Origin of the sequence: Streptomyces sp. NPDC001270, from assembly GCF_042896695.1 — a bacterium.
Lineage (GTDB): Bacteria > Actinomycetota > Actinomycetes > Streptomycetales > Streptomycetaceae > Streptomyces.
This window is the reverse complement of sequence record NZ_JBIAXM010000009.1, coordinates 80,707-107,400: the sequence shown is the minus strand read 5'-3', so window position 1 is coordinate 107,400 and position 26,694 is coordinate 80,707. Positions and strand designations below refer to the sequence as shown.

Here is a 26,694-nt window from a genome sequence, read left to right as displayed (position 1 = left end):
GCTAGGCGGTCATGTCTCGGAGGTCGCTCTCCCGCAGTCTGACGACCTCGTCGCAGGCGTCGCCGGCTACGAACTCTTCCACGGGCTGGCAGAGGTCCATGCGTTGAATGCAGACTCCGACGTGGAATCGGCCTTGGGTGTCTCGGTACAGGCGCACGCCGTAGTAGCCCTCCTCGCAGTCGGTGCTGTTGTTGAACCGGCAGCCGGCGCAGGTTGTCGGCAACCGGGTGGTCCGTATGTGCTTGACCACGAGTGGACGGCCGTCGGGCAGCCGGTAGGACATGCGGAAGCCCGAGGTGCCCGCGATGAGGCGAACCTCTTCGAGTTCGGCGCCGAGCTCGTCGAGGAGGAGATCTATGGCGTTCAGGGACTCGTTGCCGTCCGACAGCGAGGAGAGGATCCGGACGGAAAGGGAGGAGGAGTATTTGGCGAGGAGGCCGTGAATACGCGGCACATGGTCTCGGCTCGGCAGGACGACGTTCGCGCGTGCCTCCATGCCCAGCTCCATGGCGAGCCTGATCGACTCGTCCAGTGCTGCGATCTTGCGTTGAGCCAGCGTCCTGTTCCGGTATCGGACGTGCTGCACCTGGGCCAGTTCTTCGGGAGTCGTTCCGAAGACGGAGAAGTTGACGCGCCCGAGTCCGGCCAGGGCGCAACTGGGGAGTATCCGAGCCCCGTTCTCACCGTTCGAGGTGATGCTCACCGCGTAGCCGGCTTCTCTGGCCGTGGCCACGATCTCGGGAAGCCGGGGGTGGAGGGTCGGCTCGCCTCCGGTCAGGTGTACTTCGTTGAATCCGAGGGCGTTCTGGAGTTGGTCCAGTGCGCGGCGGAAGGACTCGTCCGGGAAGACGGGTGCGCTGAGGAAGTCGGCGCCGTTGGTGGCCACGTAGATCGATACGCGTCCGGAGCTTCCTGAGTCGGTGAATGTTCCGGCGGTGTGATCGCGGTTGTCCAAGCTGACGGGGGTGCCCTCGTTGTGGCAGAAGGTGCAGGTCATACCGCAGGAGTCGATGACCTTGACTCTGAGGGTGCGGTCAGTGGTGACCGAGATCGGGACTGCGCGGTCGATGTTCTCCAGAGCTGGGTGCTGAATCACTCTGCGTACCTCTTGTCGGGTCAGGTCGAAGCGGATCGCGGTACGAGGGCCCGCGGCGCGCAGGGCGCGTCCCACGCTGGAAACAGGCGGGCCCTGTGGGCGGGGACTCACGGTTGGTGGGTGCGGAGCAGGCCGGTGGCCCTCCGCCGGCTGTCGAGCTCGCTCCTAGGCAGCCGGCGGAGGGGGAGGGTCCGCCCCAGGTGGGCCCGGGGGAAGCCGACCCGCGGTGCGGGTACTCGTCTGGGGCGGACCGGTCTATGGAATCGGTGCTGTTGCGAGTGCCAGCCCGACGGTGAGGCCGCATGATGCGCTGATGCCGATGATGAAGAGGACTCCGGCGTAGCGGCCGACGACGCGCATCACGGCTGTCGCCTCCCGCCGGCGGCGGGTCCGGGGGCTGATCTCGACGGGGCGGTAGCTCGTGCGCGTGCCGCGGGACGCGCGCGTGGGGGGCCGTCTCATCGTGATCCGTGGGACGTGCGCAGGATCTGGGCCCACACCGTCTTGCCCGTCGGTTTGCGCGCGTGGTGGCCGACTCGTACGGCCAGGGCGCTGACGAGCGGCAGCCCGCGACCGTGTTCCTCCTCGGCCGTAGGGCGTAGTGCCATCGGGGTGCGGGGGCTTCCGTCCGACACCTCGATCAGGCAGCTGTGGTCCGTCGAGGTCAGAGCGACTTCGAAGAGGTGCCCGGGGAAGTGTCCGTGTAGCACGGCGTTCGTCGCGAGTTCGCTGGAGACCAGGACGACCCGGTCGATGTCGTCGAGTACGTATCCCCAGTCACGGAGCGTCTTCTCCACCTGGTGCCGGGCGAGGCAGACGCATGCGGCGGTCGAACTGAACTGCATGTGCCATCTCTGTGCGGTCTGCTGGTCGTGCGTGGCCATCGCGTACATCGCGTCCCCTCATCGCGGGCGGTTGGAGGACCAGCTCACCGCGAGAGGCCATCACGTAATCAGGTCACGGTGGTTACCCAACGTGGGTAATATCCGGAGCGGCTGACCAATCGCCAGACGCGGCCGCCTGAAGCGGCAGAGGAGCGCATGTGCCTGGACCCCAGCCTCATCGAGGACTCCCGCCGGAGTTACTCGCCAGCCCCGAGTGGCGGCGTGCGTGTCGGCAGCGCGACTTCGCGAAGGTGTTTCACCTCGTGAAGACGAAGGCGGGTATCTATCCGTCCCGCGTGGCCGCCTTGTGCGGCATGACGCCGAGCCGGGTCGGGGAAATCATGTCGGGGCGGCGCGGACTCGCCCATATCGATGTGATCGAACGGGTCGCCGATGGACTGCGTATCCCCGGTGCCATGCTCGGACTTGCTCACAGGCCATGGCAGATCCCGGCTTCCGCGACGTCGCCGCGCGACCACATCCCGAGCCGTTCGGCGCAGACATCCGAGACCGAGACCGGGACCGGGACCTTCGCCGACACCGGGCAGGCACCTGACGCCGAATCCCACAGTGGTCTCGACGACTTGCTGACGCTCGCCGACGGAAGAGTGACGCGGTCGACGCTCCTCGCCCTGCGGTCATCGGTCGAGGACTACTGGCGCCGTGACGACGAGCACGGCGGCGCTTCCCTGCGCCCGGCCGTCGTGGGGCACCTTCGATACGTGACGCAGATGATGCGCAGCGTCCGCGCCCCTCTGCGCCGCGATCTCCAGTCACTCGCGGCCGAGCTCGCCCGCCTCGCGGGATGGGCCTACTTCGACGCTCGCCAGTACAGCACCGCGCGCGCCCACTTCACGCAGGCCCTGCGGCTCTCGCACGGTCAGGACGACTACCTCTTCATGGCCAACGTCCTGTCCTGCATGAGCCTGCAGGCGACGTACGACGGGCAGCTCACGGACGCGGTGGCCCTGGCCTGCAAGGCCCAGGACAGCGCGCGAGCCGCCGGCGGACAGCCGCTGGTGATGTCGATGCTCCACATGCGGGAAGCCTTCGCCCACGCCGCGCTCCGCGACGCCGCCACCTGCCACCAGGCCATCGGTCGGTCCCGGGACGCATACGAGCAAGCCCGCGGCCACGAAGACGAGGCGCCCTCCTGGGTCCGCTACTTCGATGAGACGAAACTGATCGTCGACACCGGGATCGCGCTCGCCAAGCTGGGCGAGTCAGAACGCGCCGAGCCGCTGATCGCCGAGGGCCTCCGGCGGGAAACGGGCGCACAACAGCGAGGCAGGGCCTTCCACGCCTTCTGGCTGGCCACGGCCCAGCTCCAGCAGGGCAAGCTGGATTCCGCGTGCCACAGTGCCGGGCTCGCGCTGCACCTCAGCGCATCCCTCGACTCACCACGGGTCGCGGGCCACGTCCACGAGTTCCACCAGCGTCTCGCCCCCTACGCGAGCGAAACGCCGGTGATCGCATTCGAGCAGCGCATGCGCGAAGCTCTCGGCTAACTCGTAGCGCTGGTGGCTTCATCCAGCAGGAGGTACAGCAGCCCGACCAGGCTTCCGCTGCTGACCACCTCGCGGCGGTCGATCATGCCGCGGATCTCGGACATCGGGATCCACTCGATACGGTCCGACTCGTTCACCTCGGTCGGCGGGCCTGCATAGACGGCAGCCTCAGCACGGAAGACGTGATGCTCCGAGTCGGTGATGCCGTTCGCCGGCTGCGCGTACACCAGAGGCTTCAGACCTTCCACCCGCCAGCCGGTCTCCTCCTCCACCTCACGAGCCGCCGCCTGCTCCGGGGTCTCGTCGGCCTCGATCAGGCCCATAGGCAGTTCCCAGCCCCAGGTGTCCGTGATGAACCGATGACGCCACATCATCAACACCCGCTTCTGCTCATCCACCACAGCGGCGACGGCGAGATGTCGCATCCGGACCACATGGTGCTCCCAGCGTCGGCCGTCCGGCTGCTGGACGTCCACGAGCCAGAGATTGACCCACGGGTTGCTGTAAATCTGACGCTCGCCATGAACCGTCCACCGCATGAGTCAACTCCCTTTCGCCGCCGTGCAGCTCCAAGAATGTCACTTGGACGAGAAGCCGTCTGCCCCAGTCAACGACTTCCGGCCGGTGTTCGCGTGGTCCGGCCGGAGTCGCCGTCCATATCCGCGTCGCCAGCCCGCTGGGACCGTCGCAAGGCGTGCGGCCGGCCGTGGAGTGTTCTCCACCTCGGCTCGGACTCCGGCGTTGAGCTCGCATTCCACGGTGTGGGCCCGCCGGCTTGCGGTGCCATCGGCGAAGGCGACGGTTCACTCCGTCTACGCGGGGCGCGGTGGCTGCTGCGAGTGTGATGGGTGGGCTGGCGTTGCCGCTCCGGGCCAGGGCGGCGATGTCGGTCGGATCGCCCCGCCGAGCGCCTCGACGTCGTGCGCTCGCACCTGCAGCGCCGAAGATCTGCACCGGCTTGCCGCAGATCTTCGGCGCTGCGCGAGATGGGTGTCCTGATCGGGTCGTACGAGCCTCACCGGCCGAAGGGCGGCGGCGGGGCCGACCGCTACCGCTGGGAGGAAGTGCTGGAGCTGCTTGCTCCCAGGATGTCCAGGCGGTCGTGATCAGCGCCGCCGTGCTCGCGGCGGTTGCGGGGCTGGGACGGTGGCTGCTTCGTGGGCGGAAGCGCTGGGGCGCTGTGCTGGGCCTTGGGCCGTACTGTGCTGCGGGCCTGCGCCGCGCGGGCTCGTGCGCTCGGTGCCGGCCTCGCGCTCAGGCGCTGGATGCGCCAGGTCAGGACCCGTGCAGGATGGCGAGCATCGTCCAGAGAGTCCGGCAGCGACCTCGCCGCCAGGTGCTAGACGGTGGAGCGCCGGATATCGAGCACGGCGGTTTAGGTGAGACGTGGTCGCCGAGTGAGGCCCCTCGGTCGGATCCTTCTGACGCAAGATCGCTCCTGCTAGGAGCCTTTACGGTTTCCGGACTTGGAGGCAGCAAGGGCACGGGGACAGTGGCGATCACAGCGAGCGGCGACCGGTTGAGGGGAAGGCTCACTTGCCGGGGAGTAGTGACTCACTCCCGGTCCACTCCCCGGGGAGTGGGATTTCCATGATCCACTCCCCGCTCACTCCCCGATGGGCTTCGGAGACGAATCAGGCCCGGTTTCCTCAGAAGGAAACCGGGCCTGACCTGGTGTTACAGCTGTCGGGGTGGCGGGATTTGAACCCACGACTTCTTCGTCCCGAAGCAACTTGGGGTGGGCGCTGTCCTTGGGCTCCTGCGCCTGCCACCTGCGTTGATGGTTCGCTGACGTCCGCGGTTGTTCGCGGTCGTGCGTCGCGGTTGTCACGCAGTTAGACACTCAGTCTCGCGCAGCGTCCTGTACAGCCTGCAGATCGCGCTAGGGCTCTTGTGGTTCGTCGCATGACGAGAGCACCAGACGTTAAGCAGGAGCGTCAGTCGGGAGAGAAGGTGCATCCATCTTCTCGACATCGCTAATTACTTCCCGCACGCTCTGATATCTCTTATCGATATCATGATCTGTGCACTTTCGCACAATTAGACCTGCGGTATCTCTTTGGGAAATCAGGGCTTCCCGGCCGCTAAAGATATAGGAAAGCACTGATCCAATTGCATAGATCTCATTGCGCGCGTCGTAATCTTTAAAGCTGACCAGGAGGGGGTCGCGAATTGTTCCGCGCATCTCCGTCTTCGTTCGGGTGTATTCGGAGTTTTTGTCTTTGGCGAGGCCGAAATCCGAGAGCTTCACGAGGACTGCGGCATCGTCATTGTAGGTCTTCACTAGGACGTTCTGTAGGCTCACGTCGCGATGGAGGATGCCTTTGCTGTGAAGGTAATTGATGCCGTATAGAAACTGTAGGGCGATCCTCTTCCTGGACGAGAAATGCAACTTATCGTTGCGCCTCTTGATGTATTCCCGGAGCGTGGAATCGCAGAACTCCATCTTGTATTCATTGCGGGTTTCGTCGTACTGAAACACTTCAACGATATATGGGAAGCTCAAGCGCTTGAGGATGTCGAACTCTTGCCGGAATCGGTAGAGATCACGCGCCCCAAGATCCTTATTGGCGCGCTTTACTGCGAATTTGATTCCATAGTCGGGGTCGGTGAATGAGAAAACCTTCGCGTATGATCCTTCGCCGATGAGCTGCAACTGATTTCGTTGCTGGGACTTCTTCAGTCTGATCTCGGTGTCCGGACGAGAAAAGAACTGGTGAATACTGGATAATCTGAATCTGTTCAAAGTCATCTGGCACGGTGCTCCCCCCGCTGCGTACCAGCCACGACTGGCAGGACTTCACTGCGGCCACGTAGGACTCTGCTAAGTGCACATCGATACCCGCGTGCTTGAGAGACTGGAGGAAGTTACTCACTTCCTTGATTAGGGTGATCATTTCTCTGCTCGGCTCGGCCCAGTAATGGTGGGTCGTTTCCGCCCTATCGTTGATGGCCTCGAAATGGCCGTTCAAACGCTCATGGATGCTAGCGAAGGCGCGTCCGAAGCGGCCTTCGCTCTCATATAGTCGCAGGTACGCATTTGAGACTTTCATGTCCGCGTACTTCTGTGAGAGATCGGCCAGCATTAGCTCGGTAGGGTCAGCCACTTCTCTAGCCTCACACTCTCTGCCTACGTTGCGCGGACGTCGTTTTGCCGTGCATCCAGGTTAAGGCTCGACTGAGGGGAGCGGGATGTGAATCCAGATGGAGGTCGCGGGAGACGAGGCCATCCCACCACTTACCCAGCTCCCATCCCGTCCGCCGTCGACCCACACACCGTGGAGCGGGCGTGGTTCATCGCGTCCAGGTGGAGCGCGCCACTGTACGAACGACCTGGACGCCATGGGCCGCGTCTGCTCGGCTCTGCCTGGGGCGACGGTGGACGGGATGGGAGCCCCCACGCTCGCCACAATGTGCCCGCGGCCGGGAACGGCGCCCCCTCCCACCCGGTGCCGGCCGATCCCCCGCCGGAGGCATCGTCTGTGACCGTGGGCCGAAGTCGTCGGGTGCTCGACTCATGGCCTCCGGGACCTATCCACTGTGGGCGGGCGTCGGCGCAGCCGGGGCGGAGCGGGCCGGAGGCAGGAGCGGCGCCCCGAGCGGAGCCGGGAAGCCCGCCCGGCGGAGCGGAGCGTAGCCGGGTGCTTGATGAGGTAGAGAAATCCGTAACAGCTCAGCTGCTGAGGCGGTACTCCAGTACGTACGAACCGGCGTCCAGCAGCATCTGGTTGACCTCCACGGGGCGTTCGTCCTCAGTGAAGGCGGTACGGCAGATCTCCAGCACGGGCGTGCCTGCGGCCAGATTCAGGGCCGACCGTTCATCCTCGCTCGGCATCCGTGCCCGCAGTTCCTCGGAGAAGGCAACCGGTTCGGCTCCCAGTTCGGCCAAGCGGGCATAGCTGCCTCCGGGGCCGGTGTTGGGCTGGGCGATCGGGGTGTCTCGTACGAGGTCGGCAGGGAGGTACGACGTCGCGGTCTGTACGGGGCGGTCCTCGACGACGAACTTCCGGCTGCGCACGATGACGGCTGCTCCGGGTTCGAGGTTCAGCAAGCGGCCGATCTGGCGTGGGGCCTCGGCCTCGTAGACCTGGACGTCGGTCACCAGCGGGCGCTGGGCTACGTCTGCTGACCAGATGGACTGTCCGGCGTCCCGGCGGGACTTGGAGAGGCGGTCGTTGGCCACTCGGCGGATGGGCCTGAACTCCCGTACGTAGGTGCCGGATCCGGGCTTCGCGACCGCCAGGCCCTCGCTCACGAGGATCTTCAGCGCCTGGTTGGCGGTCATCTTGGCGACGCCGTACGTCTTCACCAACGAGGGTTCACCGGGCAACCGATCGCCCGGCTGTAGTTCACCGGACTCGATCCGCGCCCGGAGATCGTCGGCGATCTGCCGCGCAGTCTCGGGCATTGTCTCTCCACTCCTCGATGCTCCCTAGGGTGGTCAGCCTACCTGCCGCCCCTGCCGGACGCACGAGCGTGTACCCGATCGCTTCTTGCGCATGTCCATACGCAGGCCCGATTGACATCCCTAGGGAGGTTTGGTTTCAATCTCCCTAGGGAGGTGCACACTCCCTGAAGAAGGGCGGCGCCCTACCGCCAAGCAGATGCGCCGCCCCACCCCTCTTCCAAGGGAGCCTCCATCATGCCTGTCTCGCTGATCCACCCCGGCCGACAGACCGCGGCCTTAACTCCGAAGATCGTCCGCCGTTCGGCCCGCAGCTGCGCGGTGTGCGGGAAGGCGCGTTGCCAGGACCCGGCCGCCTGCCGTTCGGCTTTCGGCACCACCGAGTGGCTGGAGTGCCCGGCCTGTGCTGGCAGCGGCTACGACACCACCGGGTTCCAGCTCTACTGCCCCGACTGCGGCGGCGCGAAGGTCCTGGAGGTCGAGATCGTCGACGCTCCGGGGGTGGTCGAGTGACGGTGTTCCCCGTCGCCCCTGAGGCCGTGGCCGGTGCTGCGGCCACCATGGGCACCGACCCGGTGACCCTGGCAGACCTCCTCCGGGTCGCCTCGGCACCCGGCTTCGACCGCTGGCGCGAACAGGTACGCCGTACGGGTGGCTGCTCGGATCCGATCCACCTGTCCGGCACGTCCGTCACCCGCGACGCACGGACCGGGGACGTCCTTTACTCGTACTCCACGGCCGAAGAACCGGGCGGACGCCTGCGGGTCGCCTGCGGCAACCGGCGTGCCTCCCGCTGCCCGTCCTGCGCCTGGACATACGCGGGAGACGCCTACCACCTGATACGGGCCGGACTCACCGGTGACCCGCGCATGGGCATCCCTGACGGCGTACGCATCCACCCCGGCGTGTTCGCCACCCTGACGGCGCCCTCCTTCGGCCCGGTCCACAACCGCCCCGGGACTGGCCGTTGCCGCTGCGGTGTTGTCCACGCCGAGGACGCCCCTGAACTCGGCACGGCGCTCGACCCGGTCACGTATGACTACGCCGGGGCCGTCCTCTGGAACAACCACGCCGGGGACCTCTGGCGCCGGTTCACGATCTACCTCCGCCGGGAGATCGCCGCCCGCGCGGGCATCACCCAAGCCACGCTGCGGGAGGTCTGCCGGATCTCCTTCGGCAAGGTCGCCGAGTTCCAGAAGCGCGGGGCGATCCACTTTCACGCCATCGTCCGCCTGGACGGCCCGGCCGGTCCCGACGACACCCCACCCAAGTGGGCCAGCACGACCCTGCTCGGCGACGCGATCCGCGATGCCGCCGCCCGCGTTTCCGTTCCGGTCCCGCCTGCCGGTGACGCTCCGGCTCGCGTCCTGCGCTGGGGCTCCCAGGTCGACGTACGCGCCATCGGCACGGACGGCCAGGAACTCACCGAACAGGCCGTGGCCGCGTACGTGGCCAAGTACGCCACCAAGGCCGCCGAGTCCACCGGCACAGTGGACCGCCGCGTCGGGGAGCTTTCGGAACTCGACAAGCGGCCCGACCTGCCCGACCACACCCGGCGCCTGATCCACGCGTGCCATGACCTCGACGAGCACTACCCGGACCGCAAGCTCTGGGCCTGGGCCCACATGCTCGGCTTCCGCGGCCACTTCCTCACCAAGTCCCGCCACTACTCCTCGACCTTCGCCGAACGCCGCCAGGTCCGCGCCGACTTCCGCGCACGCCAGGAGCGCCGAGAGCGAGGTCTTCCCGAAGACCCCGCCGATACGGAGGGTTCCACGCTCGTCCTCGCCCACTGGACCTATGCCGGCCACGGCCACACCCCCGGCGAAACGTGGCTCGCGGCCTCCATCGCACGGGATATCCGCGAGAACCGCGCAACCGCCCGCGAAGAACTTCCCGCTCTGCTCAGCCTGGAAGGAACCTCCGAATGACCCCCACGCCTGAACTGCTCACCGTGCCCGAGACGATGGCCCTGCTCAAGGTCGGCCGGACCAAGGTCTACGAGCTGATCCGCACCCGGCGCCTTCCATCCCTCAAGGTCGGGGGGTGCCGTCGCATCCCGGACGACGCCCTACGCGACTTCATACAGAGCCAGATGGAGCTGGGGGAAGCCGCCTGATGACCAAGCGTCGTAGTCGTGGTGACGGTGGCCTGCACTGGGACGAGAAGAGACAGCGATGGATCGCCACGGCGAACCTCGGCTTCGATCCGAGCGGGAAACGGATCGTGAAGCGGGGGAGTGGCAAGACCAAGACCGAGGCGAAGAACAAGCTCAAGGAGGTACTTCGGGACCATGAAGACGGTCTCGCCATCGCGCCCACCAACTACACGGTCAAGGATGCGATCACGGACTGGCTTACCTACGGTCTGGCTGGCCTCGATCCCAGCACAGTCGAGACCATCACGCTCCTGAGTGAGAAGCACATCATTCCCTCGCTCGGCGCTCGCAAGCTCCGCGACCTCAGCGCGGAGGACGTTGACCGCTGGCTGGCCATCAAGGCCCGGACACTCAGCACGCGCACCCTCCAGTCGCTCCACTCCTGCCTGAACCGCGCGGTCAAGCGGGCCATGGCGCGCGACAAGGTGAAGCGCAACGTCGTCGAGCTGTGCTCTGTGCCCCAGGGCCAGGCGGGGCGTCCCTCCAAGGCGCTTACGTTCGCCCAGGCCGAAGCAGTGCTCAAGGGCGCTGAAGGGACGACGATGTACGCGTACATCGTCGTCGCGCTGCTGACCGGGGCTCGTACGGAAGAACTGCGGGCCCTCACTTGGGACCACGTCTTCCTGAAAGGCCGACCGGACGCTGATCCGCCGCAGCCTCCGCACATCGCCGTCTGGCGCTCGGTCCGGCGCAGCGGGGACACCAAGACCCGGAAGTCCCGGCGCACGCTCGCTCTGCCGACGCGATGCATCGAGGCCCTGTGGCAACAGTTCGAAGATCAGGGATGGGATCGGCTCGCCGCTGACGAGGCGTGGGAGGAAAACGGCCTCGTCTTCTCCTCGGCGGTCGGCAAGCCGCTCGACGCTGCCAACGTCCGCCGCGCTTTCCGGCAGGCACTCAAGGGCATCGAGGGGATCAACGCCGACGAGTGGACGCCCCGGGAGCTACGGCACAGCTTCGTGTCCCTGCTCTCCGACCGGGGCGTCCCGCTGGAGGAGATCTCCCAGCTCGTCGGGCACTCCGGGACGGCGGTCACTGAGGAGGTCTATCGGAAGCAGATCCGGCCCGTGATCCAGACCGGCGCCGTGGTCATGGACGGCATCTTCGGCACGCAGGAACGGCGGCCGTAGACACGCGGGAGCGTTAGTCACGCAGATAGATACGCACGCAGAAACAGGTGAGGCACCTAGGAACGTTCCTAGGTGCCTCACCTGCTGTTTCGGCTGTCGGGGTGGCGGGATTTGAACCCACGACCTCTTCGTCCCGAACGAAGCGCGCTGCCAAGCTGCGCTACACCCCGATGTCACTGCCTGTCGCGGTGACGTCGTTTACTTTAGCCCACTGGTGGCCGGAGACGAAATCCGATTCTGCCGTGGCGGCGGATCGGGTTCGGGCGGGTGCGGTCCAGGGTGACCAGCAGGACCGCCAGGGCGGAGACGCAGAGGCCGACGAGCAGGGCGTTGGCGAGGACGCCCCGGTAGCCGTGCTGGTCGACGTCCAGGAAGGAGTAGAGGTAGCGGCCCGTGGTGCCGGGGATGAGGAGTTCGGCTCGGCCCAGGTGGAAGGCCAGGTAGGCCAGGGGGTAGAGGAGCCAGGTGGCGGTCTGGCGGAGGCGCAGGCGGCCGGGTGCGGTGAGCAGGAGCCAGTCCAGGAGCGCGGCGGCCGGGGTCACGGTGTGGAGGAGTTGGAGGGCTGTCCACTGGCCGTGCCAGGCGGTGGGCGGTGTCGTCGCGTCTGTCATCGAGAACGGAGGCGTCGTGTGCCCGAGGAGCAGGTGGTAGACGAGGCCCGTGGTCAGGATGTACAGCAGCGCGGCGCCTGTGAGGGCTGACGGGAGGGGGTGGCGGGCCGCCCACGCTCGGTGTGCGGAGAGCGCCATGACCACGGCAAGGAAGGCGTTGCTCTGGACGCTGAAGTAGCTCAGGGTGCGGGCGGGGGAGCCGAGCAGCAGTTCCAGCGTGACGCCGGCGGTGGCCGCGAGGGCGACGAGGAGTCGGTACCGCGCCGCCAGCGGGCGGCGGACCGGGGCCACCACTGCCGTGGCCGGGACATACGAGGGCATCAGTACGGGCGTGCCCGGGACCGCGGGCAGGTCCGGGATGTCCCTGGGTATCGGGGCCGTCATGCCCACTACGCTAAGCGGAATGGGTGAAATAGGCGATATGGGGTGGGCTGGGTGGGTTATTTCTTGAGTGGGTTCATTCCGATGGGCTAGTTCCGGTGGATTAGCCCCAGTGGAATAGCACCCGTGGATTAGCGCCCGTGGATTGGTTCTGGTGGGTTACCGGTTCCAGGGATTGGTTCCGAGGAGGGTGGTCGGTCGGTGGTCGGTCGGTTGCCTGGGTGGGGCGCGTTGCCCGCCCGCGCGTTCGTTACTCCCGGCCGACCAAGGTCAGCAACGTCGCCTCCGGCGGGCACGCGAACCGTACCGGCGTGTAGCGGTTGGTGCCGCAGCCCGCGGAGACGTGCAGATAGGAGGTACGGCCCTCCGCGGTGTGCGTGGACAGGCCCTTCACCCGGTCCGTGTCCAGGTCGCAGTTGGTGACCAGGGCGCCGTAGAAGGGGATGCAGAGCTGGCCGCCGTGCGTGTGGCCGGCCAGGATCAGGGGATAGGCGTCCGCCGTGTACGCGTCCAGGACACGCAGGTACGGGGCATGGACCACGCCCATCGAGAAGTCCGCGCCGCTCGACGGCCCGCCGGCCACGTGCGCGTAGCGGTCGCGCTTGATGTGCGGGTCGTCCAGGCCGGTCATCTCCACCGAGATGCCCTCGATCTTCAGCACGCCCCGGGTGTTCGTCAGGTTCAGCCAGCCCGCCGCGTCGAAGCCGTCCCGCAGTTCCTCCCACGGGTTGTGGACCGCGCCCACGACCGGCGGGTTGCCGTTCAGGCCGTAGCGGCCGCCGGCCTTCTCCAGCAAGTAACGAGCGGGGTTGCGGAGTTTGGGGCCGTAGTAGTCGTTGGAACCGAAGACGTACGCGCCCGGGAACTCCATCAGGGGGCCCAGCGCGTCCAGTGCCTCCGGGATGCCCTCCGGGTCGGACAGGTTGTCGCCCGTGTTGATCACGAAGTCGGGGCGCAGACCCGCCAGCGAGCGCAGCCAGCGCTGCTTCTTGCGCTGACCGCTCACCATGTGGATGTCGGAGACCTGGAGCACGCGCAGCGGCCGCATGCCCGGCGGCAGAACTGGGATCGTCACCCGTCGGAGCCGGAAGGAGCGGACCTCGAACGCCGCCGCGTAGGCCACACCGGCGGCGCCTGCCGCCATGATTCCCAGGGGTACTCCGTATAGCGCGCGCATATGACCATCGTGTCAGAACCCGGAGGTCCCCACAGACCGCGGGCGCCCCGGAAATCGATGGGCGGCCGGACTTGCGCACCTGCGACAATCGGACCCATGACCACCACGCTCAAGTCGAAGCTGCACGACGACCTCAACGCCGCGATCAAGAAGCGTGACGAGCTGCGCTCCTCGACGTTGCGGCTGACGCTCGCCGCGATCACCAAGGAGGAGGTCGCGGGCAAGGAGAAGCGTGAGCTGTCCGACGACGAGGTCCTGAAGGTGATCACCAAGGAGGCCAAGAAGCGCCGGGAGGCGGCCGAGGCTTTCGCGCAGGGCGGTCGGGCCGAGCAGGCCGAGCGGGAGAAGGCGGAGGGCGTGGTGCTCGCTGCGTACCTGCCCCAGCAGCTGTCCGACGAGGAGCTGAACGAGATCGTCGCCCAGGCCGTGGCGGAGGCGAAGGCCGCCGGTGCGGAGGGGCCGCGGGCCATGGGTGCCGTGATGAAGATCGTGAACCCGAAGGTGGCAGGTCAGGCCGAGGGCGGCCGGGTCGCCGCCGTGGTCAAGAAGCTGCTCCAGGGCTGAGCGGGGATCTTGTTTTCGCGGTGATCGCCGGGCCTCGCGGTGACCGGCCCGCCGGGTTCGGACGGGCCGTGGTCGGGATTCCCGATCCGACGGGACGGCCGGGGAAGGCTCGGGGCCAGGGCTCGGGGCCTGGGATCCGGGCGTAGGGGGCTCCCGCGACGCGCCAGGACCTCCGGCTCAACCACGGGCACGACCCCTTCTCGACCCCCTGCTCGACCCCCTCCGCAACCACCCGCTCAACGGGCATCCGGGCAGCGAAACGGGGCCGCACCCTCTTCAGGGTGCGGCCCCGCCGCGTTGTCTCTCCGGGGCCGGGGCCGGGAGCGTTCGCGCCTCTGCCCGTCCGCCCCGCCCGTCCGCCGTGTCCCGCGCTCAGCCGGGCTCAGCCCCGCGGGCGCCCGTTCCGCCCGCCGTTGCCCTGCCCCTGGATGAAGTTGCCGGGGAAGGAGAACGTGGGATTCGGGTTCGTGCCGCCGTTGTCGCCGCCGCCGGGGAGGCCGCCGTTGTCACCGCCGCCGTTGTCCCCGCGGCCGTTTCCGTCGCCCCGGCCGTGGTCGTTCCCGTTGTTGTCGCCGTTGCCGTCCGGGATGTCGACCAGGTTGAAGCTCTGGACCGGCTTGCCCTGCAGGGCGCCGGTCATGGCGTCCTTCCAGATCGGGCCCGGGACCTCACCACCGTAGACGAGCGGGCGGTAGACGCCGCCGATGCTGATGTTCTTCATCTCGACGTTCTGCTGGGGGCTGCCGACCCAGACCGCGCCGGACAGGTTCGGGGTGTAGCCGACGAACCAGGCGTTCTTGCGCTCGTCCGTCGTACCCGTCTTGCCGGCGCTCTCGCGGTCCGTGAGGCCGGCCTCCTTGCCGGTACCGGAGTCGACCACACCGCGCAGCAGGGTGTTGACCGTGTCAGCGGTCTTCTGGTTCATCGCGCGGGTGCACTTCGTTTTTGGTACGGGGAGCGACTTCTGCTCGTTGCCGATCTTCTGGCTGATCGACTCGATGGCGATCGGCGTGCAGTACGTGCCGTCGGAGGCGAAGGCGGCGTACGCGCTCGCCATGGTCAGCGGGGACAGGCCCACCGAGCCGAGGGCGATGGCGGGCTGCTCGGGCAGCCTGTCGCCGTTGCCCTGGACCACGTGCAGCGAGTTGGTCATGTTCACGACCGGGCACAGCCCGATGTCGGAGATCAGCTGGACGAAGTACGTGTTGACCGACTTGGCCATCGCGTCCTTCATCCGGAACGGGCCGACCTCGGACTTGTTCTCGTTCTCGACGGTCTCGCCCTTGGTGTTGACGTAGGGCTGGCTCTCGCACCGCTGCACCGGGCTCGGGTACTTCATCTTGTACGGCGACGAGTACTCCTGCGTGGCAGGCTTGCCGCCCTCGACCGCCGCCGCGGCCACGAACGGCTTGAAGGTCGAACCGGTCGGGAAGCCGTAGTTCGACCCGCCCATGTCGCGGTCGACCGAGTAGTTGTACTCGGTCTCGTTCTTCCCGTAGCCGTACGGCCTGGACTGGCCCATGCCGAGGATCTTGCCGGTGCCGGGCTGAACCAGGGTGGCGGCCGCGGCGACCTTGTCCGACTGGTTGACGTGGTCCTTGAGCGAGGTCTGGACCGACTCCTGGGCCTGCGGGTCGAGGGTCGTACGGATTGTCAGGCCGCCGCGGTTCCAGATCTTGGCGCGGTCCTCCTTGGTCTTGCCGAAGACCGGGTCGCTGAGGAAGACGTTCTCGACGTACTTGCAGAAGAAACTGGCGCCCTTGACCGCGGTGATGCAGCCGTTCTTCGGCTGGCTGACGTGCAGGCCGAGCGGGGCCTTCATCGCCTTGTCGGCCTCCTGCCGGGAGATGTCGCCGACCTCGGCCATGCGCTGGAGCACGGTGTTGCGCCGCTTGGTGGCCTCGGCCTCGTCGTTGACCGGGTCGTAGCGGCTCGGGGACTGCACGATGCCCGCGAGGAGCGCCGACTCCTGGAGGTTGAGGTCCTTGGCGTGCTTGGAGAAGTAGCGCTCGGAGGCCGCCTCGACGCCGTACGCCTGCTCGCCGAAGAACGTGATGTTCAGGTAGTTCTCAAGGATCTTCTTCTTGCCCAGCTTTTCTTCGAGCTGAATGGCGTACTTCAGTTCCTTGATCTTGCGGCCCAGCGTCTGCTGGGTGGCCTGGGCGACCTTCGTCGGGTCGTCGCCGGCCTCCTCGATGAAGTAGTTCTTCACGAGTTGCTGGGTGAGCGTGGAGGCGCCCTGGGCGACCCCGCCGCTCTGCGCGTTCTTGTTCACGGCGCGCAGCACGCCCTTCAGGTCGATCGCGCCGTGCTGGTAGAAGCGGGAGTCCTCGATCGCGACGATCGCCTTCTGCATGTACGGCGAGATGTCCTTGATGTCCACCACCGTGCGGTCGCGGGAGTAGACCGTGGCGATCTGCTGACCCTGGTTGTCCAGGATCGTGGTCCGCTGACTGAGCTGGGGGCTCTTGAGATTGTCCGGGATCTCGTCGAATCCCTTGACCGAGCCCTTGGCCGCGAGGCCCAGCGCGCCTGCCGCGGGCAGCGCGATGCCGGCCATGACGGCTCCCGCGAGAACACTGACACCGAGGAACTTGGCGGCCTGCTGCGTTGGCGACAGACCACCGCCCGAGCGCTTCTTTGGCATAGGGGCAGCCTACGTTCTCATTCGCCGGACACGCGTACATGCCTTGGCCTAAGCTGCTCTCAACTGTCACAGCAGCGCGGCCATGTATCAATACGTCCGGCGACCCCGAATCGTTCCGGACCTTCTCGGCTTTGTCCGACGGGCTCCTCCGCCGGGTGTGTCGAGGCATGTTGATGGCGTGTCCGAATCCGCCTCGTGTGTCACCTGGTGTCCGTTGTGGCGCACCATAGCTGTCCTGTTTTGTCGGCGTGATCACCTATGTCGTCAGCTCACTCCCGCGGGTGATCTGCCGCTTACCCATAGTCCGTTCGGGCCATCCAAGATTGGGCCCGAAGGGGGTGTTGCGCTGTGTCCGCCTTCCGTAACGTCCTCAACTGGCGGCGGTGAATATGCCGCTGCCGCCGTGGGGGAGCCTCGATTCGGGAGAGGACGGCGCCGGTATGGGCTGGGTAACCGACTGGAGTGCGCAGGCTGCCTGCCGCACTACCGATCCGGATGAACTGTTCGTTCAGGGAGCAGCGCAGAACAGGGCCAAGGCGGTGTGCACCGGATGTCCGGTACGCACTGAATGTCTGGCCGATGCGCTGGACAATCGCGTGGAATTCGGGGTGTGGGGAGGCATGACGGAGCGCGAACGCCGCGCACTGCTGCGCAGGCGCCCCACCGTGACCTCATGGCGTCGGCTCCTGGAGACCGCGCGTTCGGAGTACGAACGGGGCACCGGGATCGTGCCCCTCGACAGCGACGAGGTGTACGAGAACTACGCGGCGGTCGGCTGAGGGCGTTTCGCCGTCGGGTCGCTCCGCACGCGCACTCGCCGCACGCTCACTCGTCGTCAGCGCGCGTTTCGGGCAGCTCCGGCCGCTTGGCCGCGAGCCGGTCGCCGATGTCCCGCAGCCCCACGAGGTCGTGCACGTCTCCGGGGAGCGCGGCCACTTCCACCACGGCCACCTCGGGATGGCGTGCGGCGAAGCGGTCACGCGTGCGCTGCTCGCGGGAGAGCAGTTGCATGCGGTCGGCGTGCAGTCTCAGCAGACCCGCGGTCAGCTGGTCGACGTCCGGTTCCGGGCCCGGGGAGCGGGGCTCGGACGCGGGGGCTGAGGGGGCAGCGGGGGGAACAGCGGGGGAATCTGAACTGCCGTACGTGTCGGGAGAGTTACGAAGTCCAGCTTTCCCGTCCCTCTGATCCACAATGCGAGGATCTTCAAGATTTTCCGCGGCGGCGAGCGCACGCTCGGCCGACAACCGGTCGGCGCCGCTGCCGTGGACACGGTTGAGCACCAGACCGACCAGCGGCATGTTCTCGGCCGCCAGCCGCTCCACGAAGTACGCGGCCTCGCGCAGCGCGTCCCGCTCCGGGGCCGCCACCACCAGGAACGCCGTGCCGGGCGCCTGGAGCAGCTTGTACGTGGCGTCCGCGCGGGTACGGAACCCGCCGAAGGTGGTGTCCATCGCGGCCACGAACGTCTGTACGTCCTTGAGCAGCTGACCGCCCAGCAGCTTGCCCAGGGTGCCGGTCATCATCGACATGCCGACGTTGAGGAACTTCATCCCCGCCCGGCCGCCCAGCTTCGCCGGCGCCGTCAGCAGCCGGATCAGCCGCCCGTCCAGGAACGAACCCAGCCGCTTGGGCGCGTCCAGGAAGTCCAGCGCGGACCGGGACGGCGGGGTGTCGACGACGATGAGGTCCCACTCCTCCCTCGCCCGCAGCTGGCCCAGCTTCTCCATCGCCATGTACTCCTGCGTGCCCGCGAAGCCCGCCGAGAGCGACTGGTAGAAGGGGTTGGCCAGGATCGCGGCGGCCCGCTCGGGGTCCGCGTGCGCCTCGACGACCTCGTCGAAGGTGCGCTTCATGTCGAGCATCATGGCGTGCAGCTCGCCGGCGCCGTCCGTCCCCTTCACCCGGCGCGGCACGTTGTCCAGCGAATCGATGCCCATCGACTGCGCCAGCCGCCGGGCCGGGTCGATGGTCAGGACGACCACCTTCCGGCCCCGCTCGGCGGCCCGCAGCCCCAGGGCCGCCGCGGTCGTGGTCTTGCCGACCCCGCCCGAGCCGCAGCACACCACGATCCGCGTCTCGGGGTCGTCGAGCAGCGGATCGACGTCCAGCACGCGCGTGGGGGAGAGCCGGTGACGGGCGGTGTCCTGCGCGTGGGCCGGGTCCGGACTCATGACAACCCCTGATTCCGCAGCTCGGATGCGAGTTCGTACAGGCCCGCCAGGTCCATGCCCTCGGCGAGCAGCGGCAGTTCGTGCAGCGGCAGCCCCAGCTCGCCCAGGACCGCGCGCTGCTCCTGCTCCAGCGCGTGCCGCTCGGCGTACTCGGCGGCCTGGCGCAGGAGCGGGTCCACCAGCCGCTCGGCGTTCCCGCCGCGCCGCGCCCCGCCCAGGCCGGCGGCCGACAGCGAACGGGCCACGGCGGTGTGCGGCACGGTCCGCACGAGATCGAGGCCGGTCGTGTCCAGCACCTCGGGCCGCACCATGTTCACGATGACCCGGCCGACCGGCAGCCGCGCCGCCCGCAGTTCGGCGATGCCGTCCGCGGTCTCCTGCACGGGCATCTCCTCCAGGAGCGTGACCAGGTGCACGGCCGTCTCCCGGGACTTCAGCACCCGCATCACGGCCTGCGCCTGGTTGTGTATCGGGCCGATCTTCGCCAGCCCGGCCACCTCGTCGTTGACGTTCAGGAAACGGGTGATGCGTCCGGTGGGCGGCGCGTCCATGACGACGTAGTCGTACGTGAACCGGCCGTTCCTGTCCTTGCGGCGCACCGCCTCGCACGCCTTTCCGGTCAGCAGGACGTCCCGCAGGCCGGGCGCGATGGTGGTGGCGAAGTCGATGGCACCGAGCTTCTTCAGGGCGCGGCCGGCCCCGCCCAGCTTGTAGAACATCTGGAGGTAGTCCAGAAGGGCCAGTTCGGGATCGATGGCCAGGGCGTACACCGTGCCGCCCCCGGGAGCGACGGCGATCTTTCGCTCCTCGTAGGGCAGCGCCTCCGTCTCGAACAGCTGCGCGATGCCCTGCCTGCCCTCCACCTCCACGAGAAGCGTCCGCTTTCCCTCGGTGGCGAGGGCCAGCGCGAGGGAGGCGGCGACCGTCGTCTTTCCGGTCCCGCCCTTGCCGCTGACGACCTGGAGCCTGCTCACGTCTTCGAGACTAACCAGTCCGCCCGACACCTACGCGGGAGGCTGTGGATAACAGCCGCTACAGTCGGCGCATGACGAAGTGGGAATACGCCACCGTGCCGCTGCTCGTACACGCCACCAAGCAGATCCTGGACACCTGGGGCCAGGACGGCTGGGAACTGGTCCAGGTCGTGCCCGGGCCCAACCCCGAGCAGCTTGTTGCCTACCTGAAGCGGGAGAAGGCGTAATGGGCGCCGTCGAGGACCGGCTCGGCGAACTCGGTCTGACCCTGCCCGAGGTCGTACCGCCGCTGGCCGCCTACCAGCCGGCCGTGATCTCCGGCCCGTACGTCTACACCGCCGGCCAGCTGCCGATGGTGGAGGGCAAGCTCCCGGTCACCGGCAAGGTGGGTGCCGAGGTCACCGCCGAGGAGGCCAAGGACCTGGCCCGCACCTGCGCGCTCAACGCCCTGGCGGCCGTCAAGTCCGTCGCGGGCGACCTGGACCGCATCGCGCGCGTGGTGAAGGTCGTCGGCTTCGTCGCCTCGGCCACGGACTTCACCGGGCAGCCCGGCGTCGTCAACGGCGCCAGCGAGCTGTTCGCCGCGGTCCTGGGCGACAAGGGCGTGCACGCCCGCAGCGCGGTCGGCGTCGCCGTGCTGCCACTGGACGCACCCGTGGAGGTGGAGATCCAGGTCGAGCTGGTGCCCTGAGTCCCGGCCCCGGGGACCCCTCGAAGATTCGCCTGCGCCGGGATAGCCTCCGGCCATGGCGAATGGGCAGTGGTACCCACCGGAGTGGCCGGACCGCATCCGCGCGCTGGCCGACGGCACCCTCACGCCGGTGCGCCCGAAGCGCGCGGCCACGGTGCTGCTCCTGAAGGACGCCGCGGCCGGTCCAGCCGTCCACATGCTGCGCAGACGCGCCTCCATGGCCTTCGCCGGAGGCGCGTACGCGTATCCCGGCGGCGGTGTGGACCCCCGCGACGACGACCTCCAGGTCCGCTGGGCGGGCCCCACGCGCGCGTGGTGGGCCGATCGGCTCGGCATCGACGAGGCGGGAGCCCAGGCGGTCGTCTGCGCGGCCGTCCGGGAGACGTACGAGGAGGCGGGCGTCCTGCTCGCCGGACCGACGCCCGACTCCGTGACCGGCGACACCACCGGCGCGGACTGGGAGGCGGACCGCGCCGCCCTGGCCGCCCACGAGCTGTCCTTCGCCGAGTTCCTGGACCGCCGCGGACTGGTGCTGCGCTCCGACCTGCTGGCCCCCTGGGCCCGCTGGATCACCCCGGAGTTCGAGGCCCGCCGCTACGACACCTGGTTCTTCGTGGCGGCCCTCCCGCAGGGCCAGCGCACCCGGAACGCCTCCACGGAGGCCGACCGTACGGTGTGGACCGGGCCCGCCGAGGCCGCGGCCGGATACGACCGGGGCGAGTTGCTGATGCTGCCGCCCACCATCGCGATCCTGCGGCAGCTGGCCCCGTACGCCACCGCGGCCGAGGCGTTCGCCGCCGCGCCCGCGCGCGACATGACGCCCGTCCTGGCCCGTGCGCGGCTTGCCGACGACGAGATCGTGCTGGCCTGGCCGGGGCACGACGAGTTCACCAAGCACATTCCGACCGCCCCCGCCGGCGGAGGTCCCGCATGACCGACGCGGCAGCCCTGCCCGGCCAGCCCCGGGGCGGCGTCATATCGGGTCCCGCCACCGCGCGGACCGTCAACGTGCTGGCACCCAACCCGTCCGCGATGACCCTGGACGGCACCAACACCTGGATCGTCGCGGAGCCCGACTCCGATCTGGCCGTGGTCATAGACCCCGGCCCGCTGGACGACGGTCACCTCCGCGCGGTCGTCGACGCGGCCGAGCGGGCGGGCAGGCGCGTCGCGCTGACCCTGCTCACCCACGGCCACCCCGACCACGCGGAGGGCGCCGCCCGCTTCGCCGAACTGACCCGCACCGAGGTGCGCGCGCTGGACCCGGCGCTGCGGCTCGGCGACGAGGGGCTGGCCGCCGGGGACGTGATCACCACCGGCGGTCTGGAGCTCCGGGTCGTCCCCACCCCCGGCCACACCGCCGACTCGCTGTCCTTCCATCTCCCGGCCGACCGGGCGGTGCTCACCGGGGACACGATCCTCGGCCGCGGCACGACGGTCGTGGCGCACCCCGACGGCCGCCTCGGCGACTATCTGGACTCCCTGCGCCGGCTGCGGTCCTTGACGGTCGACGACGGCGTCCGGACCGTCCTGCCCGGCCACGGCCCGGTCCTGGAGGACGCCCAGGGCGCCGTCGAGTTCTATCTCGCCCACCGGGCCCACCGGCTCGCCCAGGTCGAGACGGCCGTCGAGGACGGCCACCGCACGCCCGCCGAGGTCGTCGCCCACGTCTACGCCGACGTGGACCGCGCCCTGTGGCCGGCGGCGGAACTGTCGGTCCGGGCCCAACTGGAGTACTTGCGCGAGCACGGGCTGCTCTGAGCGCGGGCTGCTCTGAGCGCGGTGCGGGGATCCGGGCCTGGGTTCTGTCCGGCTGGGAGGGCGGTGCCGTTCCGGGGGCGTGAGGCTGTGGCCTGGTACCGGTCGGGGGGTGTGAGGCTGCGGCCTGGTATCGGTTCGGGGCGTGACGATCCGGCCTCGGGGCTGGTGTGGCTTCGGGAGGGTGCGGTTCCGGGTCGGTGCGGTCGGTGCCGTTCCGGGGGCGGTTCCGGGGGCGGCCTCGGGGTCGTGAGTCTGCGGGCCGGTGCGGGTTCGGGTCAGCGGGGTCTTGGGGTCTTCACGCCGTGCACGCGCGCGTACTCGTGCGCGAGCCACGGTCCGATGTCGTCGACGTACGCCCGCAGGACGACGGGGTCGCCGACCGGCTCGTAGCCGTACCCGGCCGCGGTCCGCAGGTGGGCCGCCCGCCGCGGGTAGTACGCGCCGAACGCCTCGGCCATCTCGTGCAGGTCGCTGGTCCAGCCGTTCCAGCGCGGCATGACGAGGGTGAAGGCGGTCCGGACGAGGTGCCGGGACATGAACCGGACGAGGGGCCGCCGGGCCGCCTCCGTGTCGTCCACGGCGGCGATGCGCTCCCGCCAGCGGGGGAGGAGGAGGGCGAGGTCGCCGTTGGTCTCACGGGCCAGCAGGGAGTCGGGCCGGTAGCGGGGCAGACAGCCGGCCAGATCCTCCCCGAGCAGCGGGGTGCACAGGCAGGCCACGAACCAGCCCAGGTCGTGCCGCTCCACGTCGCTCAGCAGCCGCTCCCGGCCGAACAACAGCGTGCCCACCCCGTCGATCTGGGGGAACTCGGCGTCGATCGCCGCGCCCAGCGCCCGGGCCGCGGCCCGGTCCTGGTCGTCCGGTTCGGCCACCAGCGCCACCAGCAGATCGAGGTCGCTGCGCCCCACGCGCGCGGTGCCGCGTGGGATCGACCCGTAGAGGTACGCGCTGTGCAGCCGCACCCCGAACGCCTCCGGCAGCCGAGCACGCGCGGCGGTCACGACGGGGCGGAAGACGGGCTGCACGCGCGCGAGGGAGCCTTCGCGCGCGATATCGCCCTCAGGATCGAGGCCCTTGCGCTGTACCGCCTCGGGGTCGAGGTCCTTGTGCCGTACCGCCTCGGGGTCGACACCCGTGCGATGCACGCCCTTGGGGTCGGGGCTTTCGCGATGTGCGCCCTCGGCCGCCTCGGGCCCGGTTTCCATCGGGTCAGCAGCAGCGCGGAGTGAGCCGGATCAGCGTGAACGCTTTGCGAGCCGCTCGACGTCCAGCAGGATCACGGCGCGCGCCTCCAGGCGGAGCCAGCCGCGCTGGGCGAAGTCGGCGAGCGCCTTGTTCACGGTCTCCCGGGACGCGCCGACCAACTGGGCCAGCTCCTCCTGCGTGAGGTCGTGGACGACGTGGATGCCCTCCTCGGACTGCACGCCGAAGCGGCGGGAGAGGTCCAGCAGGGCGCGCGCCACCCGGCCGGGTACGTCGGAGAAGACGAGGTCCGACATGGCGTCGTTGGTCTTGCGCAGCCGACGGGCGACGGCGCGCAGCAGGGCGCCGGCCACCTCGGGACGTACGTTCAGCCAGGGCTGCAGGTCGCCGTGGCCGAGACCGAGCAGCTTGACCTCGGTGAGTGCGGTCGCGGTCGCCGTGCGCGGGCCCGGGTCGAACAGTGACAGCTCGCCGATCAGCTCGCCGGGACCGACGACCGCGAGCATGTTCTCGCGCCCGTCGGGGGAGGTGCGGTGCAGCTTGACCTTGCCCTCGGTGACCACGTAGAGCCGGTCGCCCGGGTCGCCCTCGTGGAAGAGGGAGTCACCGCGCGCCAGGGTCACCTCACTCATGGAGGCACGCAGCTCCGCGGCCTGCTCGTCGTCGAGAGCCGCGAAGAGCGGGTTGCGCCGCAGAACGTCGTCCACGAGTTCTCTCCTTGTCGACCTGCTCAGGGGATCTTGCTCCCCGGTGTACCAGGGGACCGTGCTTCCCATTTTGCCGGACGGTCCAAACAGTGTGATCTGTCACAAGGATGCCGCACGGGTGTACCGAGGTAAGCGGCAGGGGGCCGATCGTGGGCTGATCCTGGGGGTCCAGGGCAGATGTCGGTGCCGGGCTCTAGGCTGGCCGGGTGTCCAAATCGCCGGTGAGAGCACGGGCCAAGGGGGCTGGGCGGGTGGACGTACGTCGCGATTCCGCTGTGGGCGAACAGGGGCCGAATGATGGTAGGGAAATGGTGAAAACGGGAGAAAAGGTGTCTTCGGGGAAAGAGGCTGCGGCAGAGCAGGCGAAGAAGGCCGCGCCCTCGAAGAAGTCGGTGTCCGCCAAGAAGGCCGCCTCCGCGGAGGAGGCCGGTTCTGCGGAGATGGTCCCTTCTGCGAAGAAAGCCGTTCCCGCGAAAAATGCGGCATCGGCGAAGAAGGCGGCTCCCGTGAAGAAGGCCGCCGCCAAGAAGTCACCCGTCAAGAAGGCAGCCGCGAAGGCGACCGCTGCGAAGAAGACGGCGAAGACGGCGAAGACGGCGAAGACGGCGACGACGAAGACGGCGGTGAAGAACGCGGCCGGCAAGAAGGTGGCCGCCGGGAAAACCGCCGTCGAGAACGCGCCCGTCGTGAAGCCGCCGAGGCGCGAGTCGCACACCGCGCTCGTCCGCCGGGCCCGCCGGATCAACCGCGAACTCGGCGAGGTGTACCCGTACGCCCACCCCGAGCTGGACTTCGAGAACCCCTTCCAGTTGCTGGTCGCCACGGTCCTGTCCGCGCAGACCACCGACCTCAGGGTCAACCAGACCACCCCCGCGCTCTTCGCCAAGTACCCCACACCCGAGGACCTGGCGGTCGCCAACCCGGAGGAGGTCGAGGAGATCCTCCGGCCGTGCGGCTTCTTCCGGGCCAAGACCAGGTCGGTCATAGGGCTGTCCGCGGCGCTGACGGAGCAGTTCGGCGGTGAGGTCCCCGGCCGCCTGGAAGACCTCGTCAAGCTTCCCGGGGTCGGCCGCAAGACCGCCTTCGTGGTCCTCGGCAACGCCTTCGGGCAGCCCGGGATCACCGTGGACACCCACTTCCAGCGGCTGGTGCGGCGCTGGCAGTGGACCGAGGAGACCGACCCCGACAAGATCGAGGCGGCGGTCGGCGCGCTGTTCCCCAAGAGCGAGTGGACGGATCTGTCGCACCACGTCATCTGGCACGGCCGCCGCATCTGCCACGCCCGCAAGCCCGCCTGCGGCGCCTGCCCCATCGCCCCGCTCTGTCCGGCGTACGGCGAGGGCGAGACCGACCCGGACAAGGCGAAGAAGCTGCTGAAGTACGAGAAGGGCGGCTTCCCCGGCCAGCGGCTCAAGCCTCCGCAGTCCTACCTCGACGCGGGCGGCAAGCCGGCGCCTCCACTGGCCACCGGATGAGGCTCGGTCAACCGGACCTTGACCGGCTGGAACGATCTCGGACCCGCGGGGCGTTGGATTCGGCAGAACGGGGGCGGCCATGACGCACACCAGCAAGAGGCAGACGACAAAGACCCAGGCGCCGAAGACGCAGACCACGAAGACGCCGACCGTAAGGACGGAGGCGGCAGCGGCGCAGACGGCGAAGACGCAGACGAACGGGGCGAGCGGGGCGAACAGTATCCGGACGGACGCGAACGGTACGAATGCGAATGGAACGAACACGAGCGAGGCGAATACCGGCGAGGCGAATACCGGCGGGGCGAGTACCGGCGGGGCGAGTACCAGTGGGGCGAATGCCGACGGGACGCGCGCGGGCAGGCCGCGGGATCCGCAGGTGACGCCGGAGATGCCGGAGACGCCGGTGGTGCCCAGCAAGGACGGGCTGCCCGACTGGCTGGACCCGGTGGTACACGTCGTCGAGACGGTCGAGCCGCTACAGCTCAGCCGCTTCCTGCCGCCGGGGAACGGGGCCGGACGACAGTCCGCCGTACTGATCCTGTTCGGCGACGGACAGCGGGGCCCCGAGCTGCTGCTCATGGAGCGCGCGAGTTCGCTGCGCTCGCACGCCGGCCAGCCCGCCTTCCCCGGTGGCGCCCTCGACCCCGAGGACGGCGACCCGACGGCCGACGGGCCGCTGCGGGCCGCTCTCCGCGAGGCCGAGGAGGAGACCGGGCTCGATCCCGCGGGCGTCCAGATCTTCGGTGTGCTGCCCAAGCTGTACATCCCGGTCAGCGGATTCGTCGTGACACCGGTGCTCGGCTGGTGGCGCGAGCCCAGCCCGGTCGGTGTCGTCGACCCGAACGAGACCGCGCGGGTCTTCACGGTCCCCGTGGCAGATCTCACGGAACCCGCCAACAGAGCCACCACGGTCCACCCGAGCGGCCACCGAGGCCCGGCATTCCTGGTCGAATCGGCGCTGGTGTGGGGGTTCACCGCCGGAATCATCGACCGCCTGCTGCACTACGCGGGCTGGGAGCGGCCCTGGGACGGGGACAGGCAGGTCCCGCTCGACGGGCGGGCATGACAGGGTGGCCTCCGTGCTGTGCTATCCCGGGGGCTTCCCTCGGCACTCCGGCCGTGCCGGTCGGACCGGAGCGTGACGAGGCGA

General features: G+C 68.7%; 25 protein-coding genes, 1 tRNA gene and 1 pseudogene. 14 read left to right on the top strand and 13 right to left on the bottom strand.

Annotated elements, in window-relative coordinates; translation table 11 throughout:
- Position 1: 1 nt before the first annotated feature.
- Positions 2 to 1,096 carry a radical SAM protein gene (locus tag ACFY2B_RS17070; protein WP_390763906.1) on the bottom strand — a complete coding sequence of 365 codons (1,095 nt, stop codon included), beginning with the start codon at positions 1,094 to 1,096 and terminating at the stop codon, positions 2 to 4.
- Between the two features lie 458 nt (positions 1,097 to 1,554).
- The gene (locus ACFY2B_RS17065) at positions 1,555 to 1,980 is read right to left on the bottom strand and encodes an ATP-binding protein (RefSeq protein WP_390763905.1); all 426 of its coding nucleotides are present in this window, start codon (positions 1,978 to 1,980) and stop codon (positions 1,555 to 1,557) included.
- A 158-nt stretch (positions 1,981 to 2,138) separates the two neighbouring features.
- On the opposite strand from ACFY2B_RS17065, the gene ACFY2B_RS17060 reads away from it, so the two are divergent.
- Positions 2,139 to 3,488: a helix-turn-helix domain-containing protein gene (locus tag ACFY2B_RS17060; protein WP_390763904.1), complete on the top strand. Its 1,350-nt coding sequence runs from the start codon at positions 2,139 to 2,141 to the stop codon at positions 3,486 to 3,488.
- Here ACFY2B_RS17060 and ACFY2B_RS17055 read toward each other — a convergent pair.
- Positions 3,485 to 4,027, bottom strand: coding sequence for an NUDIX hydrolase (locus ACFY2B_RS17055; protein WP_390763903.1), 543 nt, complete (start codon positions 4,025 to 4,027; stop codon positions 3,485 to 3,487). The two genes, ACFY2B_RS17060 and ACFY2B_RS17055, sit on opposite strands and share 4 nt — an antisense overlap.
- Positions 4,028 to 4,441: 414 nt before the next feature.
- Between ACFY2B_RS17055 and ACFY2B_RS17050 the strand changes: the two are divergent.
- Positions 4,442 to 4,594: pseudogene (locus tag ACFY2B_RS17050) on the top strand (flavoprotein); the annotation flags it as partial.
- An 818-nt stretch (positions 4,595 to 5,412) separates the two neighbouring features.
- Here the strand turns inward: ACFY2B_RS17050 and ACFY2B_RS17045 are convergent.
- Complete coding sequence (locus tag ACFY2B_RS17045; protein WP_390763902.1) at positions 5,413 to 6,144, bottom strand: protein kinase family protein; 732 nt, start codon at positions 6,142 to 6,144, stop codon at positions 5,413 to 5,415.
- 1,017 nt (positions 6,145 to 7,161) lie between these two features.
- Positions 7,162 to 7,896, bottom strand: a complete 735-nt coding sequence (locus tag ACFY2B_RS17040) for a GntR family transcriptional regulator (protein WP_390763901.1) — start codon at positions 7,894 to 7,896, stop codon at positions 7,162 to 7,164.
- Between the two features lie 234 nt (positions 7,897 to 8,130).
- Between ACFY2B_RS17040 and ACFY2B_RS17035 the strand changes: the two genes are divergently transcribed.
- From ACFY2B_RS17035 to xerC, 4 genes are read left to right on the top strand one after another with little or no spacing between them, the layout of a single operon-like run.
- Positions 8,131 to 8,406: a hypothetical protein gene (locus tag ACFY2B_RS17035; protein ID WP_390763900.1), complete on the top strand. Its 276-nt coding sequence runs from the start codon at positions 8,131 to 8,133 to the stop codon at positions 8,404 to 8,406.
- Positions 8,407 to 8,453: 47 nt separating this feature from the next.
- Positions 8,454 to 9,824 carry a replication initiator protein RepSA gene (repSA, locus tag ACFY2B_RS17030; RefSeq protein ID WP_390764080.1) on the top strand — a complete coding sequence of 457 codons (1,371 nt, stop codon included), beginning with the start codon at positions 8,454 to 8,456 and terminating at the stop codon, positions 9,822 to 9,824.
- Entirely contained in the window at positions 9,821 to 10,012 is a 192-nt protein-coding gene (locus ACFY2B_RS17025) for a helix-turn-helix domain-containing protein (RefSeq protein ID WP_390763899.1), read from the top strand. Before repSA ends, ACFY2B_RS17025 begins: the two co-directional genes overlap by 4 nt.
- Positions 10,012 to 11,181, top strand: a complete 1,170-nt coding sequence (xerC, locus tag ACFY2B_RS17020; RefSeq protein WP_390763898.1) for a tyrosine recombinase XerC — start codon at positions 10,012 to 10,014, stop codon at positions 11,179 to 11,181. The genes ACFY2B_RS17025 and xerC overlap by 1 nt, the downstream gene beginning before the upstream one ends.
- Positions 11,182 to 11,277: 96 nt before the next feature.
- On the opposite strand, the gene ACFY2B_RS17015 is transcribed toward xerC, so the two are convergent.
- From ACFY2B_RS17015 to ACFY2B_RS17005, 3 genes are all read right to left on the bottom strand, one after another.
- A tRNA-Pro gene (locus ACFY2B_RS17015) sits at positions 11,278 to 11,351 on the bottom strand.
- Between the two features lie 33 nt (positions 11,352 to 11,384).
- Complete coding sequence (locus ACFY2B_RS17010) at positions 11,385 to 12,176, bottom strand: Pr6Pr family membrane protein (protein ID WP_390763897.1); 792 nt, start codon at positions 12,174 to 12,176, stop codon at positions 11,385 to 11,387.
- Positions 12,177 to 12,423: 247 nt separating this feature from the next.
- Positions 12,424 to 13,350, bottom strand: coding sequence for a metallophosphoesterase (locus tag ACFY2B_RS17005; protein ID WP_390763896.1), 927 nt, complete (start codon positions 13,348 to 13,350; stop codon positions 12,424 to 12,426).
- 96 nt (positions 13,351 to 13,446) lie between these two features.
- Between ACFY2B_RS17005 and ACFY2B_RS17000 the strand changes: the two genes are divergently transcribed.
- Positions 13,447 to 13,914 (top strand): GatB/YqeY domain-containing protein, encoded by a 468-nt coding sequence (locus tag ACFY2B_RS17000; RefSeq protein WP_376524827.1) that lies wholly within the window; start codon positions 13,447 to 13,449, stop codon positions 13,912 to 13,914.
- A 382-nt stretch (positions 13,915 to 14,296) separates the two neighbouring features.
- Here the strand turns inward: ACFY2B_RS17000 and ACFY2B_RS16995 are convergent, their stop codons facing one another.
- A complete protein-coding gene (locus ACFY2B_RS16995; RefSeq protein WP_390763895.1) occupies positions 14,297 to 16,561 on the bottom strand; it encodes a transglycosylase domain-containing protein in 2,265 nt (754 codons plus the stop codon).
- Positions 16,562 to 17,001: 440 nt separating this feature from the next.
- On the opposite strand from ACFY2B_RS16995, the gene wblA reads away from it, so the two are divergent.
- Complete coding sequence (gene wblA / locus ACFY2B_RS16990; protein WP_234540219.1) at positions 17,002 to 17,340, top strand: transcriptional regulator WblA; 339 nt, start codon at positions 17,002 to 17,004, stop codon at positions 17,338 to 17,340.
- A gap of 46 nt (positions 17,341 to 17,386) precedes the next feature.
- Here wblA and ACFY2B_RS16985 read toward each other — a convergent pair whose 3' ends face one another.
- Both ACFY2B_RS16985 and ACFY2B_RS16980 read right to left on the bottom strand, forming a co-directional pair.
- Positions 17,387 to 18,733 (bottom strand): ArsA family ATPase, encoded by a 1,347-nt coding sequence (locus tag ACFY2B_RS16985; RefSeq protein WP_390763894.1) that lies wholly within the window; start codon positions 18,731 to 18,733, stop codon positions 17,387 to 17,389.
- On the bottom strand, positions 18,730 to 19,707 hold the full coding sequence (locus tag ACFY2B_RS16980) for an ArsA family ATPase (RefSeq protein WP_390763893.1): 978 nt from the start codon (positions 19,705 to 19,707) through the stop codon (positions 18,730 to 18,732). Before ACFY2B_RS16980 ends, ACFY2B_RS16985 begins: the two co-directional genes overlap by 4 nt.
- Before the next feature lie 71 nt (positions 19,708 to 19,778).
- Here ACFY2B_RS16980 and ACFY2B_RS16975 point away from each other — a divergent pair, with 71 nt between their 5' ends.
- Genes ACFY2B_RS16975 through ACFY2B_RS16960 form a run of 4 tightly spaced genes read left to right on the top strand, consistent with a single transcriptional unit; the run spans position 19,779 to position 22,159 of the window.
- Positions 19,779 to 19,934: a DUF4177 domain-containing protein gene (locus ACFY2B_RS16975; protein ID WP_376524819.1), complete on the top strand. Its 156-nt coding sequence runs from the start codon at positions 19,779 to 19,781 to the stop codon at positions 19,932 to 19,934.
- A complete protein-coding gene (locus ACFY2B_RS16970; protein ID WP_390763892.1) occupies positions 19,934 to 20,398 on the top strand; it encodes a RidA family protein in 465 nt (154 codons plus the stop codon). Before ACFY2B_RS16975 ends, ACFY2B_RS16970 begins: the two co-directional genes overlap by 1 nt.
- Positions 20,399 to 20,453: 55 nt before the next feature.
- Positions 20,454 to 21,332: an NUDIX hydrolase gene (locus tag ACFY2B_RS16965; RefSeq protein ID WP_390763891.1), complete on the top strand. Its 879-nt coding sequence runs from the start codon at positions 20,454 to 20,456 to the stop codon at positions 21,330 to 21,332.
- Entirely contained in the window at positions 21,329 to 22,159 is an 831-nt protein-coding gene (locus tag ACFY2B_RS16960; RefSeq protein ID WP_390763890.1) for an MBL fold metallo-hydrolase, read from the top strand. The genes ACFY2B_RS16965 and ACFY2B_RS16960 overlap by 4 nt, the downstream gene beginning before the upstream one ends.
- Before the next feature lie 275 nt (positions 22,160 to 22,434).
- Here ACFY2B_RS16960 and ACFY2B_RS16955 read toward each other — a convergent pair whose 3' ends face one another.
- Positions 22,435 to 23,184 (bottom strand): nucleotidyltransferase, encoded by a 750-nt coding sequence (locus ACFY2B_RS16955; RefSeq protein ID WP_390764079.1) that lies wholly within the window; start codon positions 23,182 to 23,184, stop codon positions 22,435 to 22,437.
- A 210-nt stretch (positions 23,185 to 23,394) separates the two neighbouring features.
- On the bottom strand, positions 23,395 to 24,069 hold the full coding sequence (locus tag ACFY2B_RS16950; RefSeq protein ID WP_030734182.1) for a Crp/Fnr family transcriptional regulator: 675 nt from the start codon (positions 24,067 to 24,069) through the stop codon (positions 23,395 to 23,397).
- 440 nt (positions 24,070 to 24,509) lie between these two features.
- Here ACFY2B_RS16950 and nth point away from each other — a divergent pair, with 440 nt between their 5' ends.
- Together nth and ACFY2B_RS16940 are read left to right on the top strand one after the other, a co-directional pair.
- Positions 24,510 to 25,544, top strand: coding sequence for an endonuclease III (gene nth / locus ACFY2B_RS16945; protein ID WP_390764078.1), 1,035 nt, complete (start codon positions 24,510 to 24,512; stop codon positions 25,542 to 25,544).
- A gap of 388 nt (positions 25,545 to 25,932) precedes the next feature.
- Entirely contained in the window at positions 25,933 to 26,610 is a 678-nt protein-coding gene (locus tag ACFY2B_RS16940; RefSeq protein ID WP_390763889.1) for an NUDIX hydrolase, read from the top strand.
- Positions 26,611 to 26,694: the final 84 nt, after the last annotated feature.